This window comes from Glaciimonas sp. PCH181, from assembly GCF_003056055.1.
Taxonomy (GTDB): Bacteria; Pseudomonadota; Gammaproteobacteria; order Burkholderiales; family Burkholderiaceae_D; genus Glaciimonas.
On sequence record NZ_PYFP01000003.1, the window covers coordinates 124,618 to 140,098 of the forward strand.

Sequence of the window (15,481 nt, forward strand, 5' to 3'; positions counted from 1 at the left end):
AGCTTTCTTTAAAGTAACTGTATGGATAAGTCTATTAGGCACATCAACATCACTATTGATAACCCGTGGAGTTATCGATCAGTTTAGCTATTCTTTATCCTGTTACAAGACTAGTACTTATACTATTATGTTTGCCAATAGGATAATCTCTTGGGAAAATTGGATGCAGCATGGATGACATCAGTAAACGCAAGGCGCTGGGAGAATTTATCAAAAGCCAGCGCAGCCAAATACCGCCGCTTAGCTTTGGAATCGGGACAAATACCCGACGCCGCACCCCCGGCTTACGCCGTGAAGAAATCGCGCAATTATGTGAAATCAGCGTGACCTGGTACACCTGGATTGAACAAGGCCGCACGGTATCCGTTTCGCCGCAGGCGCTCGCAAGAATCGCCGATGCTTTACGATTGCCGCAAGCTAAGCGCAGTTATCTATTTAAGTTGTCCGGGAAAAAAGACCCGCAATTACCAGATATTGTGGACGATCAAATTCCTGCGGAAGTGATCGCGGTATTACGCAACATCAAGACACCGGCCTATCTGCTGGATCGCTACTGGAATGTTGTCAGCTGGAATCGGCCAGCGCAAACCTTATTTGCCGGCTGGCTGGATCAAAAAAGTCAGCAAAAAAATTTATTGTTTTATACCTTTTGCGATCCGGCAGCGATCACGTTCATCAGCGATTGGGAATTACGCGGACGGCGCTTGGTAGCCGAGTTTCGCGCCGATTGCGGAATGTATCTGGATGAGCCTAAAATTTTGGCGATTGTAGAACGGCTATGTAATGAAAGCAGCGCTTTTAAATACGCCTGGAGCTTACAAGACGTGACCGAAAAAGAAGGTGGCGAGCGCCGCTTTCATCATCCGACATTGGGCCCCCTCTGCTATCAACAGGTGAATTTGCGCGTTGCCAATCGGGGCGAACTAAAGTTGGTCGTGTTGTTGCCGGGAGGGTAATTTTAGAAATGGGAAGCCATACCCGGCAACGCATTACGCCGGGTATGGCTCCTGCCTAAAAACGATGCGGCAAAGGCTATTTTTTCATCACAAACGCCACACCAAGAATCGCAACCATCATCCCGATGATCCCCAGCAAATTAAAAACTTCGCCAAACATCAGCCATGCCATGACGGCGGTCGTTGGCGGCGTCAGATACAACAGACTGGTGACGCTCGTCGCCGCGCTGCTGCGAATTAACGTAAAGAGCAGGAAAATCGCACCTATCGATAGCGCGAATATCGACCACAGTAAAGCCCCGATAAAACTTGTGGTCCACTGCACCGTAGAAAGCGACGGCGTCAGATGTTCGTAGAAAATGGCAAACGGCAGGATCACGACAAACGAAGCAGTGAATTGAATGATCGTACCGGTGCGCAAATCGAAATGTGGGCAGTGGTGTTTTTGGTAAAGCGTTCCGGCGGTGATTGAAACAAGCGCCATCATCGCCAAGGCGATGCTTTCCCAGGACAAGCCTACCAAACTAATTTTTGCCACAACGACTAAAGCAACACCCCCCAGCCCCAGTAGCAAACCTATCCATTGACGCGGCCGGACCGTCTCACCGATCCAGCGCGCCGAAATGGCAGTCAGAATCGGCTGCATACCGACAATCAACGCAGATAACCCGGCTGGCATACCCATTTTTATCGCACACCACACACCTGCCAGATAACCCGCCTGGAGCAGAACTCCCGCTACTGCCATATGGCGAATTCGTCCCACGGGCCACGGAGCTTTCAAATAGATGACCAGCGGCATCAGAACAATCAGCACACCCACGAAACGCAGCAGCAGAAAGGTCAGCGGCGGCGCATAGGGCAAGCCGAACTTAGCGACGACGAAGCCGGTACTCCATAGTAAGACGAACACCAGCGGCATGATAGGCAGCAAACGTAGCAGCCAACTTGATTTGGCTACGTCGGTGATTGGATCTGCTGCCAACGGCGCGAGCGCAGAATGATTGAGAGAGCGCATAAAAACTGTTCTATCCGAAAGTGAGAGATGGCTTTGCGCCAGATTGGATTGCCGCAGAAGTGGCTGAAGAGGTGGCTAAATACGTTGCTTGTCGACTGGCATGCAATGCGGCCAACGTGACCGTTTTCAAATGGATCGCCACGGTATCTTGTATATCTTTGCCGTAGCCGCCAGCCATCGTTACCGCTACCGGAATGGCGCGCTGACCAGCGGCGGCAAATACCATCGCATCACGTTGCGCCAAACCGTCAAAACTGAGCTTCAAACGTCCTAAGCGATCGCCTTCGTGCGGATCGGCTCCGGCCAGATAAATCAACAATTGTGGATCGAAACAATCAAAAAACTGCGCAAGCGCGGCTTGCAGAGCACTCAGATAAGCCGCGTCACCAGTCCCGTCCGGCAGCGCAATATCCAGATCGCTACATTCTTTGCTAAACGGATAATTATCGGCGCCATGCAGAGATAGCGTAAAAATCGACTCATCCCGCGCCAAAATGGACGCGGTGCCATTACCCTGATGCACATCCAGATCAATAATCGCCACGCGCTGTACCAAACGCTCGGCCTGCATCAGGCGCGCAGCGATTGCAGAATCATTGAAGACACAAAACCCGCCACCATGATCGGCATAGGAATGATGCGTTCCGCCTGCCAGATTAACCGCAATCTGATCGCTCGAAGTCAACGCTGCCCGACAAGCAGCAATCGTGGCCCCGACCGACCGACGCGAACGCTCGACCATTTGCAGTGACCATGGGAAACCAATTTCTTTTTGTGCAGGAAGCGACAGATTGCCAGTTGATACTGCGGCAATATAGGCAGGATGATGTGCCAATGCCAACACACCATCACTGGTCGACGGTGCCTCGTGCAACGTAATACCAGCGTGACTGGCCTGAACACCTTCGTGCAGCAAGCGGTATTTTTGCATCGGGAAACGGTGACCGACCGGCAAGGGCAGGACAAAATGGTCGCTGTAGAAAGCTTTCAAGATTGCACGATATAAGTAACGGATGGGATAAAGAGTCTACCAGTTACGGCAAATCAGCATCGCCAGGAAATGATGAGAAGATTTCACCTTGCACCGGCTGTTGTTCGGCTTACATGATTATTTCATCTATCTAAAATCATTTTGCTGCATTGCACAAAAAATCTCTTGACAGCTGAAAAGAAAAGTTTAAAATAATTATATTGCATCGCACAATGCATATTACCTAGTCGTACAGAGCCACGCGTTACTCGGTAGTTATGGGTGTTTGCAATATCCACTAGTTCCTAATATCACTTTACAGAATCTCTGGAGAAGCTATGTCTACTATCGCCGAACAATTCTCATCCGCTGCTAAAGCCAATTTTGAAGCCAATCTGGCCCTATTTACTGATTTCACTGCTAAAGCATTTGAAGGCGTAGAAAAATTGGTAGAACTGAATGTGACCGCCGCCAAAGCTACTTTCGAAGACTCAACCGCTTCAACCCAACTTCTGTTCGCTGCAAAAGACCCGCAGGAATTTTTCTCATTGAGCCTGGCGCAAGCACAACCTAGTGCTGAGAAAGCCATTGCTTATAGCCGCCACTTTGCAAAAATCGCAGCGGTAACCCAAGCTGAATTGGCCAAAACGTCCGAAGCCCAACTGGCCGAAACCAAACGCAAAGCGCTTGAATTATTTGAGCAAGTATCAAAAAGCGCGCCACCAGGTAGCGAAAACGCGATCGCTTTTGTCAATGCCGCCATCGGCAACGCCAACGCCGGTTACGAGCAATTTACCAAAAGCAGCAAGCAAGCAGCGGAAGCCATCGAAAGCAATGTAAATAACGCTGTCGAGCAATTATCTGAAGTTGCAAAATCAACTACCCGTAGCGCAAAGAAATAATTAGTCGCGCTAAATAGTACTCTCGCCTCAAGAATTTGGCGTTGAGTGCTAGAGGAAGAAATAAAAAAGGGACCCAGAATACTGGGTCCCTTTTTAGTTTACAAAATACGAAAAATCCAATGTGTCTGCAACTACCAACTTATAAGTTTGGCCGCCCTTTGACAGACAAAATCAGTTGTTCAGCACGTCCCCGCGTCTCGTAGTCCATCAAAGCTGGTAAACCACAGACTCGCAATAGTTGCGCACTGCTGCTCACTTCGGCTGAACCTGCTTTCAACGCAGCTTGCAGCACCTCGACTTGCACTTGTAAACGTTCCCGCGTCAGGGAAGTCGGGCTATCTACACCAGCAATAATTTCCGCCCGCAATAACTCTTGCAATAGCGTTTCCCGACTATTTTCCAGAGTCGCTAGATAGGCAGTCATTGCCAGACGATCTCCAACGTTGTGCAAATCCAACGCTGTATCGAACCGATTTCGCATCGCTTTTTCAAATGCGTTCGGTAATGCTGGAAGCGCTTGCCAGTTAGCATTCCAGGTCGCGGGATTGCCGTCGGTATCAGCATCGTCAACCACGGCATCTGCATCACTAGCAATAACGTCAGACTCCAACCCCAAACTGACCTCAACCAATTGGCAAAGCGCCAGCTTATCGCATAGCGCATGCGCTTCTATCAGCACAGCGTCTTGGCGGGCCTGCTCAACCCGTGCTTGCAAACTTTCCACCGCGGCATTGTAACGCGCTTCAACTTGAGCTTCGACAGCACGCGGAACCGCACCGGACTTGTTCCAATCCTGCTGCGCCTGCCGCAATAGTGCCGGCAACGTCTCTTTAGCTTGCGTAGTGGCCGTCTCAAGACTGGCGCACAACGCTTCTTTTAGCTGCAAATTCTGACGACGCTCTGTATCAGCGGTGGATGCGGCTTCTTTACGTTGTGCAAAAATCGTGTCGCAAGCGCTACGAAAACGTTGCCATAATTGTTGCTCATCCTGACGCGATAGCGGCAAAGCCTTTGCGTGCTCTTGCCAGCGTTGCTGCAATTCACGCAGACGGTCGGTCGTGTCGCGTTGATTGACCGGCAATTCAGCCGCTTCAGTAATAAGCTTTTCACGTTGGGTGATTTCACGCTGCTGCTGCAACATCAACGGTGCTAATAACTGCTGAGTAGCATTGGCGAAGGATTTATCCAACAATTTTTTATCACTGCGATTGATGGTCCCCATCGTGCGCCAGGCTTGCTGCTTTTGTTGGCAAAACTGCGCAATCGCTTTCCAGTCCGGCCCGGCTGTGTCGCCCAAGGCTACCGCAGCGTACTGCTGTATTTCTTCTATCAGTAATAGCGCCTTGATCTGATTGCGTTGACGCTCGTCAGCAAGCTGTTGAAAATGCGCTGCAACAGGAATATAAGCAGTAGTACAAGCGGCATCAAAACCATCCCACAATACTTTGGGCGCAGACCCGGCAGAGCTATCCAGCGATTTCCAACGTGCGCGCAAGCTACCGATTTTCTTAGCCAACTCGGTAACAACGAGTTCTTGCCCCGGCAATTCCTGCGCTGCTTTCATCAATTCTTCGCGAGAGACATTTCCGCCCCAACGCGCCCACCCTTGCAACCGGCCCAACTCACTACGTGCCTGGGTCAATCGGGTATTTTCTGACGATGACAATTTCAACGCTTTGAAATCCATCGCACGCAGGGCTTTATCGTGGTCCATCCCGGCTTGCAAAGCGCCCTCTTCCAGCGCGGCTTCCAAGCCATCCAATGCCGCTAAAAATTGTTTCTGTGTAGCAATTTTATCGGTAGACGGTGCTTGTTCGGCTGAGGCTGGCTGCTGTGAAATTTTTGGCTTAACCGCAGCAATACTTTGTTGCAGCAAGCTTGCATATCGCTGCTCAAGCGTTTCATCGCTTAACTCGACAGGCAAAGCAGCCAATGCTGACCAGCTACGTCGCAAAACCGCAGGGCTCAAGGTTTCTACTGGCGTTGCTTCCCACTCTGTCAATAATGCCTGACGAGCGAATAGCGCTTGTTGATGCTGTTGCAACACGTCGAGACGCTGGTGCACCACTTTTAACGCAGCGACAAATTCAGTTGCCAGATTTTTTGGCAGACTGATCGCTTCAACGCTATTTTCATGCTGTTGCATTTCCGCTGAGATTTGCGCAGTTTGCGCGGCAATCGCGTCAGCCGATAACGCCTGTGGATCATTGATTATTTGGGTATTTAGCTGACGCAGATGGGCCAGCAATCCCAGCACCGACCGCTGCAATGCCGCTTGCGTCGCTAACCTGCCCGCTAATGCGGCGCTGAGTTGTTGAAATTCCTGCTGCTGAGTCTCAACCGGCATGGCAATTAACTTCCACGCCCGATCAAGGTCCGCGACCTGATTCGGTAGTAACTGCGCCTCGTTTAGCAAGCGTTGCGCTTGCTGCAAACAAAGCGTCGCTTGCGCGGCAGTTTGTTGTTGAACGCGCAACACATCCAGTTTGGATTGCATCAACTTTGCTACCCGGCGATCAACATTGCGCATCGCTTTCAGGACTTGCTCTAATCCCTCAGCACTTTGCACCAATTGTGCTGCACGCAGCCTTGCATCAGCAAAGTCCGCCTGCAAGATAAAACTGACAGCCGCCCCTTCTTCCGTAAGTGCATCCGCTCTCGCCATGGCTTGTTGACGCGCGGTATCTGTGACTTGCACGCTGGCAACACGTTGTGCAATTTGCTGGCGTGCTTTTTGGGCTGCTTCTGACTGTGCTGCAGCGGCAGAGCGATCTGCCCGCTTGAAAAGAAAACCAAACATAATAAATACCAATCAAATAGGAGCGGACCAAACTAATGAGGCGGTCAGAAGGCAGTAAAAGCCTGTAAAAAGCGCTTAAACAATGTCGCTAAATAGCTAAAAGAATCCCGGGCGACAGTGTAAATGAAGCGGCGCAAATACGCTAAGAATTAGGTGTAACGTATTGCGCCGCATAGCGGATGCCTGCTGCGTCTCTGATGTCAACAGCCGCCAGTCCGCCGATCAGGCCGATCGATACGCGACCTGCAACGCATCCAAACCGGCTAACAGTTTAATAAATGCCGCCGCGCTCTGAGTTGGCTCACCCTTTACGCCGAGATCGATATGGCGCTGGGTCTGGGCATCGCCAACGTGCGGCAAACTGAATACTTTTACTGATGGGAACTCACGTTCAATTGCCTCCATCAAGGGCGTAAGAGCAGACTCCATTGATCCGAAAACCAACACCGACTGCTCCAACTGCGGATTTTTGTGAAATAAATCGGCGTGATAAGTATCCAATACCCATTCAAACATCGGCCACGCCATTACAGGAAAGCCAGGGGCAAAATGATGCCATCCCGTTGCCTGAACCGCTCCATCCGCCGGATTTTTGAATGAAAATCCAGGAATTTTATTAAAGGGATTAGGAATAATTTCTGCGCCTTGCGGAAACTCGCCCATCTTCAGGCGATGCAGGTTGTCAGCAGTATCGTAATCAGGTTCTATGGCAGCGTCCCGCGCGGTATCGGCAATCCGTTCGCGGATTTTTTCACGCGCATGGGGATGTAAAACTAACGGTACGCTGAGGGCAGCCGCAGCACATTGGCGAGTGTGATCATCGGGCGTTGCACCGATACCACCGGTACAAAATACGATGTCATCGCTGGAAAAAGTCCGTTTCAGCGTTGTAATGATGCGGGCAGGGTCATCGCCCAGATACTCTGCCCAACTCAATGTCAGGCCCCGTGCTGTCAACATTTCCAGAACTTTCGGAAAATGCTTATCGATTCGTCGGCCAGAGAGAATTTCGTCGCCAATAATGATGAGTCCGATTGCCATAAGAAGATCTTTGCGCTGTTTGAGATAGAACGATTATTGAAAATGAGGGACTTAAAATACATTAAACGCTTGCTTTCGGGGTCGAAAACTCAGCCGATGCTTGCGCTGTCGATATTCTTTACACTTCCCGCAGAGCTGCCGTTCGCGCCACGTTCGGCCAGAATATCCACCGCTGCTTGCGCCGCACGATATTTACTCAATGCTTCCAGGCAATAGTATTCAAACCATAAACCGGTAAACACAAACACCAGCACATACAGCCAGATTGATCCCGCAGCCATGAACGGAAGCACGATTAACCACAGCGCCCCTCCTAACCACAGCAAAGTCGGCGCGGCGCCCATTGCCCCGGCAAAAATACCGATCACCAGCAGCGGCCAACGATGAATCTTCAGGATAGCCTTCAGCTCATCTTTATCGGCATAGGCTGAAAGTGCGTCGTAAGCAATCACACGATAGGTCAGCCAGCCCCACAATAACGCGGGAATAACGAAAGCCAATGGCGGGATTAACCATAAAGGCAACGTTACCAACCACAAAATACAGAATAATAAAAACGTCGAAGCCGAAATACAGATACTGCCGAATAGGGTTCCACCTTTACGCTGCTCCAACGCGGCGTAATGACGACCGCCGACATGACGCGCCGCCACCGGTAAGGCGAATATCCCGACAAATACCAGCGCCGTCAGAATCATCAACGGCAACAATAGCCAGAGCGCTACCCACGGCACAATCACCGCTTTTAATGCCCCTAAACCTAGCCAACTGAGCGCGCCGCCCGCCACTTCCATCCCGCTGCTGCCGACCAAATAACTTTGCAACCAATCAACCAAGGGCTGCAATCCTAACCACAATCCCAGGCCCCAAATCACTACCGATACCAGAAACGGCAAAAAAGTCAGCAATAGCATCCGAAAATGCAGCTGCGATAACAAAGCCCGGCCAAATGCGACGATGACAGGACGCATCAGCGGCGACTCTTTCTGGCAAATTCAACCATGCGCTTCAAGCCCAACCATTGCTGCTCCCAAAAGCCACGTCCATAGTTGCGGGCTTTACCATCCGGCGCTGGTAACTGATCGCGGATACCAGTGTGCTCGAAGGTTTGTCCAAAAAAAGCCGTTCTGAACAGCACATCCCAGAAGGAGAATAAGACACCATAGTTGTGACCGCCTAATGACCCTTTACCCTTGCTTTCGTGACCAATCCCCACCGCATGATGCCAGCGATGAAAGCGTGGCGACACCACTAGCGCATCGCCTATTTTGCCGAAATGAATGCGGACATTGGCATGCTGCAAACTTTGCAACATGCGCGATGCGGCAACCAGCAACACGTACTGTGAAGGCTCGACACCAATCGCGATAGCGATCAGGGCCATGAAAATATCGCGAATTAATTCGTCCAGCAAATGATTGCGATCATCGGTCCAGAGGTTCATGTTCTGCTGGCTATGATGCAAACTATGCAAGCCCCACAACCAGCCAAAACCATGCTGGGCGCGGTGATACCAATAATCGCAAAAATCAAGTACTACCAGATACACAAGGAAAGTAATTAATGGCCGGTCCGTCACGCCGGGCCATAAGTTCTCTAAATTAAAAGGATGGACGCCCTCCAGATGAAACCATTCGGTTACCTCTGCGACCACGGGATCAATCAGAAAAAATATTAAGATAGAAAATGCGCCAAGACGCTGAATCACGGTATATAAGAAATCCGTCCAGCGAGCGCGGCGATCGGTAAAGGCATGCACCGGAATCATCGCTTCTAAAGGCCGCAAAATGATGAATAGCACGGTCAGTTCACATATCCCGATCAGAAACCATTCCACACCATCGAAAGCATCTTCAATATAGGCACTCAGCCCGATATGAAACATCAACGGCTGCACCACTGCCTGAAATAACCAGGCTTGTACAACAGAAAACACATTAATCAGACCATCGATCATGATGTCGGCTGCTTTCTACCAGTGGAGACGAGGTCAAACGGGCCGGGACTTTTACCTTTTGCCTTTTCGGCAGCGGCTTTATAGGCTGGATGTTCTCTTAGCGTGGCAAAACAAAATCCTTTTTTCTCCAGTCCGCTGATTAACGGCTCGAGCACCGCTGGTGCCCATGGGTCTTTGCGCGACCAAATGCCAAGATGCGCTATCAAAATATCGCCATCCCTGACATTCGCCAATTCACGCTTCAACAACATCTGGTTCGGCCATTTATCACTGGGAAGCTCATCCCCAGAAAATCCAGCGTCAGCCCATGCCACATGCGCATAGCCGCAAGCCTGACCTGCTGCCAGAGTATGCGGCGTCAGATGGCCGCCTGGCGCACGCCAGAAAGGGTCAAGATGCGCGCCGGTCAGCGTATGAAAACGTTGCTCGACACGATTGATTTCATCGCAATATTGTTGCGGCGTCCACGCCAATAATTTGCCGCCATTAGCGCCAAATTGCGGTTTCATTTCAATTTTTCCGTCGGCCAGATCACGCTTTGCATACACATGATCAAAGGTATGGCTTCCAAATGCATGTCCATCCGCCACCAACGATTTCCAGAACGGTGCCCACGATGGATCGAGGGAATAATCGCCATTAATGGTTTTTTCATTCGCCATAAAAAAAGTGGCTTTGATGTGATGACGACGCAATGTCTGCGCAATAAATTCAGCCTGCGATTGGCTGCCCGTATCAAAGGTCAGATACAGCGTTCCTTTACACGCAGCAGGCACAGCGGCTGTAGCTGCCTGTGCCTGTGCCTGCGCCACTGCTGCACAACTTGTCGCCGCAACCGCCGCCATTAACAGCCAGCGCGATGTGAGCGAAGAATAACGGTTCATCACAATTCAGAAGCCCGGTTCGTAAAATAAATGCCGTGCGGTGATCGCCCGACCGGTATCGTTTTAATCACTTTGCGGCTAGCAATATCTACTACCGATACCTGTTTTACCCAACGCTGCGTCACCCACATGGTTTTGCCATCTGCGGTGACTTCCATGCAGTCAGGGCCGCCCGGCACATTGATCACACCGATATTCTCAAGCGTGTTTAAGTCAAGAATATTGATCGTTCCGGCCACCCGATTAGAAACAAAAACGTGGCGTTTATCACCTAACGGACGGAAATTATGCGCGCCATCGCCGGTTTTGATTTTCTTGACGATTTTTTGCGTGCGCCAATCAACCACGGCAACATAATCACTGCCCATGACCCCGACCAGTAAATACTTGTTATCCGGCGTCATATAAATGCCTGCCGGTTGCTTGCCAATCGGCATGGTCCATTTGACAGTTTGCGTCGCCAAATCGACGGCTGCGATTTCATCGGTGCCTTGCAAGGTAATGAATGCCAGCGAACTATCCGCACTAAAAGTCATATGGCTAGGCATTTTTGGCAATGGCAAGCGCTTCGCAAGCTTCAGATTTTTGCCGTCATAACCGTAAATATCAATCCGATCCAGACGCAGGCCATTCGAAATAAACCATTTTTGATTAGGCGAGAAGCCAATTTGATACGGATCGGCAATATCTTTGACCTGACTCTGGATTTTGCCGGTCTTCGGATCCAGAAAATATAATTCATTGCCGGTTGCAGCTGCGACGATCAGCGACTTGTTATCCGGCGTTGGCATTAGATGATGCGGCTCTTTCCCGACCGGGAACGAGCTGAGTTCCTTATAAGTATTCTGATCCAGCAATGTGATGGTGGCATCGCGCGAATTGAGAACCACGACAACATTCGGTGCCGCGGCAACCGGCGCAGGCGTCTGCGCCACATTTGGCGTGGCCGCAAATACAGGCAATGCAATCAGGACAGTCAATAAACCGCAAGCGGCAACGATGGAACGACGAGCAAAAGCGGTCATAGCAACATTCAGAGGAACGAAAAGGATATTTTACCGCGCATGTCGCACCGATGCGGCGACCTTTGCTTTAAATAGCGTTTATAAGCTGTTACAAAAAACTGTTACAAAACAAACCCTTTGCTGGAGGAATGCTTCCATGCCCACCCGCTGTTTTTAGGTTGTTTTTGGTTTACACTGCCATCCATATCAACCACACACAAAGGAATGTAATGTCGATCACTACCGTTTCGGGCCTGCAATATGAAGATACCACTGTCGGCACAGGCGCAGAAGCCAAAGCCGGTGACAATGTTAGCGTTCATTACACAGGCTGGCTGCAAAAACCTGACGGCAGCGCAGGTACGAAATTTGACTCCAGCAAAGACCGCGGCGATCCATTTGAGTTCCCACTGGGCGCAGGTCATGTCATTAAAGGTTGGGACGAAGGCGTGCAAGGCATGAAAATCGGCGGCGTTCGCAAGCTGGTCATTCCAGCGGCAATCGGCTACGGCGCACGCGGTGCAGGCGGTGTAATTCCACCAAATGCAACATTGATTTTTGAAGTTGAACTGCTAGGCGTTTAAGTCTCGCAAATAAGCAATCTCGCTATTGACCATACATTGATCATGTTATCCAACCTTTTTCACCCAACGCAATCACGTTTTGCGGTCGTCGCCTTTCTGGTAATCGGCCTGTTTGCGCTGGGCGGTTGTACCGTGGTCAGTGTCGCCACCACCGCCGTTGGTGCAACGGTCGCGGTGGGATCTGCTGCAGTCAGTGTAGCGACGACCGTTGTTAGCGGCACCGTCAAAGCTGGCGGTGCGGTGGTCGGCGCGGTTGTTGATTGATACCACCAACCTTAATAGTGTCGATTAAGCAAGTAATTACCGCCATTTACGCTGCGACTCTGACTGATCACGCTGCTGCCTATTTTTCCCCGGAAAGAACCTATGACCCTGCAAACTGAATTCGACCAAGCGTTGGCCGACTCCAAAAATCTTACCGAACGCCCTGACAATATGACGCTGCTGAAAATGTACGCGGTCTACAAACAAGGTAGTTTGGGTGACGCCACCGGTGAGCGTCCGGGAATGACCGATTTTGTTGCTCGCGCCAAATGGGATGCCTGGAATGCACTGAAAGGCACTTCTCAAGATGTTGCGAAACAGCAATATATTGATTTCATCAACGACCTGAAGGACTAAAACCTTCGGTCGTCAGATATATCTGCGTAGGCAATAAAAGAAGGCCGAGGCACTAATTAGTGCCCCGGCCTTCTTTTTTACCTCTACCATCGCATTGCTATCGCCAAATATTGGCGTTCAAAACGATGATTTCAAATCTTAAATCATGCCTAAACTTAGCCCTTAACCTCTGGATTGAGCAGATTTGGGGGCAATTCACCGTCTTTTCCCGGCAATAACGCTGCCAATAAATTATTCGCAGCACAGGCGGCCATTGCGCGACGCGTAGGTTCCGACGCGCTGGCGATATGGGGCGTCAGCACCACGTTAGACAACGCCAGAAAATCAGGATGTAAAGCAGGCTCATTCTCAAAAACATCCAGCCCGGCAGCCGCGATTTTACGATCGCGTAAAGCGGCAATCAGCGCCACATCGTCCACAATCCCGCCCCGCGCCAGATTCACTAGAGTGGCGCTCGGCTTCATCATTGCCAACTCCTGCGCGGCGATGGTGTGGTGCGATTCTTTGGAGTATGGCAAGACCAACACCACATGATCGGCCTGACGTAATAATTCTTCTTTGCTGACAAAGCGCGCATTATTCGCACGCGCTTCCAGGTCTGGTGCCAGACGCGAACGGTTATGATAAATAACCTGCATATCAAAGCCGATGGAGCGGCGCGCTATCGCTTGCCCAATCCGTCCCATACCAATCACACCGAGCGTCGCACCATGTACATCGGCACCGAGGAAACTATCGAAACGCCATTGCTTCCAATGACCAGCACGTAACCAGTGTTCCGACTCGGTAATCCGACGCGCTGTCGCCATTAACAAAGCCCAACCGAAATCGGCGGTGGTTTCATTCAGAACATCTGGTGTATTAGTGACCATAATGCCTGCTTTAGTAGCCGCTGCAACGTCAATATTGTTGTAGCCGACCGCCTGATTGCATACTGCTTTCAGGCGCGGGCAAGCTTGCAGCAAAGCCGCTGGAATAGCCTCGCTGGAAGTGGCAATGACGCCATCTTTATCCTGCAACTTCTGAAGCAATTCAGCGGCGCTGAAAATATGGTCAGCCTGATTCGACTCAACGTCAAAATGTTGCTCCAGCAAGCTAATCACTTCTGGGAAAATGGCCCGGGCTACTAAAATTTTGGGCTTATTTACGCTATTCGATGTGTTCACAGTAACCAATGCCCTTAATGTATGCGTTTATGCGCGGAAGAAAATAAAGCTCATGATAGCGAATAATGGCAGCAATACCACACATGCCCACGCCATATAACCAAAGAAAGACGGCATACGAATGCCACGTTCTTCAGCAATCGCCTTGACCATCAGATTAGGTGCATTGCCGATATAACTGTTAGCCCCCATAAACACTGCGCCGCAAGAAATCGCCGCCAGCGTTGCGCCAAGTTTGCCCATCAATTCCACCGCATCGCCAGAAGCGGTATTGAAGAACACCAGATAAGTTGGCGCATTATCGAGGAACGATGACAATATCCCGGTCACCCAAAAGTACATCATATTATTCGGCTGCCCATCGGCACCCGTCACCGCTTCAACGATTGCCCCGAATGGGCCATGCACACCAACCTTGAGCATGGCGATGACAGGAGCAATTGTGATGAAAATAGCGGCAAACAATTTGCCGACCTCTAGCATCGGCTCCCAGGTAAAATTATTACCTTCCCGAGCGACTTTCGGCGTCAGCCACAATGAAACTACGATAACAACCAGCAGCAGACCATCGCGCAGCAGGTTTTGTAATTCGACCGGCGTACCGTAAATATTATAAGTAATCCCGGATTTCCATAGACCGCTCATTAACACCAGCGCAATAACGATGCCAAGTAGGATGAAATTAAATTTCCCTTCGAGGCTTAGCTTGATGTTGTCGGGCGTAGGATCTTGCGCCACTGGCAAATGCTCTTCGCGACGATGGTAGTAATACCGATCCAGAAAATAAAAAATCACCAGTAATGCGATCCACATAAATATCGTCTCGAAGAAGATATTTTTAAATGTCCACGAAAAATCGACGCCCTTCAGAAATCCCAGAAACAACGGTGGATCACCTAATGGCGTTAATGCACCGCCCGCGTTCGCAACTAGAAAAATAAAAAATACAATAATGTGCACCGCGTGTTTGCGATTATCGTTGGCGCGAATCAACGGCCGAATCAGCAGCATGGAAGCGCCAGTGGTGCCCATTAAACTCGCCAGCACCGTGCCCAGTGCCAATAAGCCGGTATTGAGCGCGGGCGTGCCATGCAAATTGCCGCGTAAACAGATGCCGCCAGCGACTACGAATAAGGCCGTGAGCAAAATAATAAAAGGGAAATATTCGGCCATAAAAGCGTGCACTACCCCCGCAGCGGCCGTCGGCACACCAAACCAGATCGCGCATGGAATCAAAAACGCGATGGACCAGCCTAGCGCGATTTTACCGAAATGATGATGCCAAAATCCGGGTATCAACAAAGGTCCTACTGCTATTGACACCAGCAAACCCATGAATGGAATTCCCCACCATACGGACAATTGAGCGCCGTCAAGATCTGCGGCATACGCGGCAATGGGGAGAAAAAGGGCAAGCGTGAGGAGGATCTTTTTAAGCAATTGCATCTTTCGAATCAGAGAAAAGTGCACTATTTTAAGCGGGATTAAATTGCTTTAAAAATAGTGATCAAATAAATATTGCTTTAGATCAACTGATTTACTGTATCAGAGACCGAAGCCGGAGACATCGATTTTCAA

15 protein-coding genes are annotated in these 15,481 nt (G+C 50.3%); 5 read left to right on the forward strand and 10 right to left on the reverse strand.

The window, feature by feature from the left end; all coding sequences use genetic code 11:
* The first annotated feature begins 170 nt into the window (after positions 1–170).
* Complete coding sequence (locus tag C7W93_RS21260) at positions 171–956, forward strand: helix-turn-helix transcriptional regulator (protein ID WP_108442346.1); 786 nt, start codon at positions 171–173, stop codon at positions 954–956.
* 76 nt (positions 957–1,032) lie between these two features.
* On the opposite strand, the gene C7W93_RS21265 is transcribed toward C7W93_RS21260, so the two are convergent.
* Positions 1,033–1,878 (reverse strand): DMT family transporter, encoded by an 846-nt coding sequence (locus C7W93_RS21265; protein WP_225870011.1) that lies wholly within the window; start codon positions 1,876–1,878, stop codon positions 1,033–1,035.
* A 106-nt stretch (positions 1,879–1,984) separates the two neighbouring features.
* Complete coding sequence (locus tag C7W93_RS21270; protein WP_108442348.1) at positions 1,985–2,965, reverse strand: histone deacetylase; 981 nt, start codon at positions 2,963–2,965, stop codon at positions 1,985–1,987.
* A 317-nt stretch (positions 2,966–3,282) separates the two neighbouring features.
* Between C7W93_RS21270 and C7W93_RS21275 the strand changes: the two genes are divergently transcribed.
* Positions 3,283–3,846: a phasin family protein gene (locus C7W93_RS21275; protein ID WP_108442349.1), complete on the forward strand. Its 564-nt coding sequence runs from the start codon at positions 3,283–3,285 to the stop codon at positions 3,844–3,846.
* Between the two features lie 139 nt (positions 3,847–3,985).
* Here C7W93_RS21275 and C7W93_RS21280 read toward each other — a convergent pair whose 3' ends face one another.
* From C7W93_RS21280 to C7W93_RS21305, 6 genes are all read right to left on the reverse strand, one after another.
* The gene (locus C7W93_RS21280) at positions 3,986–6,646 is read right to left on the reverse strand and encodes a DUF349 domain-containing protein (RefSeq protein WP_108442350.1); all 2,661 of its coding nucleotides are present in this window, start codon (positions 6,644–6,646) and stop codon (positions 3,986–3,988) included.
* 222 nt (positions 6,647–6,868) lie between these two features.
* Positions 6,869–7,687, reverse strand: coding sequence for a molybdopterin-binding protein (locus tag C7W93_RS21285; protein WP_108442351.1), 819 nt, complete (start codon positions 7,685–7,687; stop codon positions 6,869–6,871).
* 89 nt (positions 7,688–7,776) lie between these two features.
* Positions 7,777–8,658 carry an EI24 domain-containing protein gene (locus C7W93_RS21290; RefSeq protein WP_108442352.1) on the reverse strand — a complete coding sequence of 294 codons (882 nt, stop codon included), beginning with the start codon at positions 8,656–8,658 and terminating at the stop codon, positions 7,777–7,779.
* Positions 8,658–9,644, reverse strand: a complete 987-nt coding sequence (locus tag C7W93_RS21295) for a sterol desaturase family protein (RefSeq protein ID WP_108442353.1) — start codon at positions 9,642–9,644, stop codon at positions 8,658–8,660. Before C7W93_RS21295 ends, C7W93_RS21290 begins: the two co-directional genes overlap by 1 nt.
* A complete protein-coding gene (locus C7W93_RS21300) occupies positions 9,641–10,489 on the reverse strand; it encodes a polysaccharide deacetylase family protein (RefSeq protein ID WP_225870012.1) in 849 nt (282 codons plus the stop codon). Before C7W93_RS21300 ends, C7W93_RS21295 begins: the two co-directional genes overlap by 4 nt.
* A 38-nt stretch (positions 10,490–10,527) precedes the next feature.
* Entirely contained in the window at positions 10,528–11,553 is a 1,026-nt protein-coding gene (locus tag C7W93_RS21305) for a cytochrome D1 domain-containing protein (RefSeq protein WP_108442355.1), read from the reverse strand.
* A 209-nt stretch (positions 11,554–11,762) separates the two neighbouring features.
* Here C7W93_RS21305 and C7W93_RS21310 point away from each other — a divergent pair, with 209 nt between their 5' ends.
* From C7W93_RS21310 to C7W93_RS21320, 3 genes are all read left to right on the forward strand, one after another.
* A complete protein-coding gene (locus C7W93_RS21310) occupies positions 11,763–12,116 on the forward strand; it encodes an FKBP-type peptidyl-prolyl cis-trans isomerase (protein WP_108442356.1) in 354 nt (117 codons plus the stop codon).
* Between the two features lie 42 nt (positions 12,117–12,158).
* Positions 12,159–12,380 (forward strand): hypothetical protein, encoded by a 222-nt coding sequence (locus C7W93_RS21315; RefSeq protein ID WP_108442357.1) that lies wholly within the window; start codon positions 12,159–12,161, stop codon positions 12,378–12,380.
* A 102-nt stretch (positions 12,381–12,482) separates the two neighbouring features.
* A complete protein-coding gene (locus C7W93_RS21320; protein ID WP_108442358.1) occupies positions 12,483–12,737 on the forward strand; it encodes an acyl-CoA-binding protein in 255 nt (84 codons plus the stop codon).
* A 155-nt stretch (positions 12,738–12,892) separates the two neighbouring features.
* Here C7W93_RS21320 and C7W93_RS21325 read toward each other — a convergent pair whose 3' ends face one another.
* Together C7W93_RS21325 and C7W93_RS21330 are read right to left on the reverse strand one after the other, a co-directional pair.
* A complete protein-coding gene (locus C7W93_RS21325) occupies positions 12,893–13,903 on the reverse strand; it encodes a D-glycerate dehydrogenase (RefSeq protein WP_108442359.1) in 1,011 nt (336 codons plus the stop codon).
* Positions 13,904–13,930: 27 nt separating this feature from the next.
* Positions 13,931–15,349: a sodium:proton antiporter gene (locus C7W93_RS21330; protein WP_108442360.1), complete on the reverse strand. Its 1,419-nt coding sequence runs from the start codon at positions 15,347–15,349 to the stop codon at positions 13,931–13,933.
* Positions 15,350–15,481 lie beyond the last annotated feature (132 nt).

Bases quoted from the DNA above. Each gene is read 5' to 3' on its own strand.
- C7W93_RS21330 (WP_108442360.1), bottom strand. From the start codon at position 15,349: ATGCAATTGCTTAAAAAGATCCTCCTCACGCTTGCCCTTTTTCTCCCC.
- C7W93_RS21265 (WP_225870011.1), bottom strand. From the start codon at position 1,878: ATGCCGCTGGTGTTCGTCTTACTATGGAGTACCGGCTTCGTCGTCGCT.
- C7W93_RS21320 (WP_108442358.1), top strand. From the start codon at position 12,483: ATGACCCTGCAAACTGAATTCGACCAAGCGTTGGCCGACTCCAAAAAT.
- C7W93_RS21305 (WP_108442355.1), bottom strand. From the start codon at position 11,553: ATGACCGCTTTTGCTCGTCGTTCCATCGTTGCCGCTTGCGGTTTATTG.
- C7W93_RS21290 (WP_108442352.1), bottom strand. From the start codon at position 8,658: ATGCGTCCTGTCATCGTCGCATTTGGCCGGGCTTTGTTATCGCAGCTG.
- C7W93_RS21315 (WP_108442357.1), top strand. From the start codon at position 12,159: ATGTTATCCAACCTTTTTCACCCAACGCAATCACGTTTTGCGGTCGTC.
- C7W93_RS21260 (WP_108442346.1), top strand. From the start codon at position 171: ATGGATGACATCAGTAAACGCAAGGCGCTGGGAGAATTTATCAAAAGC.
- C7W93_RS21310 (WP_108442356.1), top strand. From the start codon at position 11,763: ATGTCGATCACTACCGTTTCGGGCCTGCAATATGAAGATACCACTGTC.
- C7W93_RS21285 (WP_108442351.1), bottom strand. From the start codon at position 7,687: ATGGCAATCGGACTCATCATTATTGGCGACGAAATTCTCTCTGGCCGA.
- C7W93_RS21280 (WP_108442350.1), bottom strand. From the start codon at position 6,646: ATGTTTGGTTTTCTTTTCAAGCGGGCAGATCGCTCTGCCGCTGCAGCA.
- C7W93_RS21295 (WP_108442353.1), bottom strand. From the start codon at position 9,644: ATGATCGATGGTCTGATTAATGTGTTTTCTGTTGTACAAGCCTGGTTA.
- C7W93_RS21275 (WP_108442349.1), top strand. From the start codon at position 3,283: ATGTCTACTATCGCCGAACAATTCTCATCCGCTGCTAAAGCCAATTTT.
- C7W93_RS21300 (WP_225870012.1), bottom strand. From the start codon at position 10,489: ATGGCGGCGGTTGCGGCGACAAGTTGTGCAGCAGTGGCGCAGGCACAG.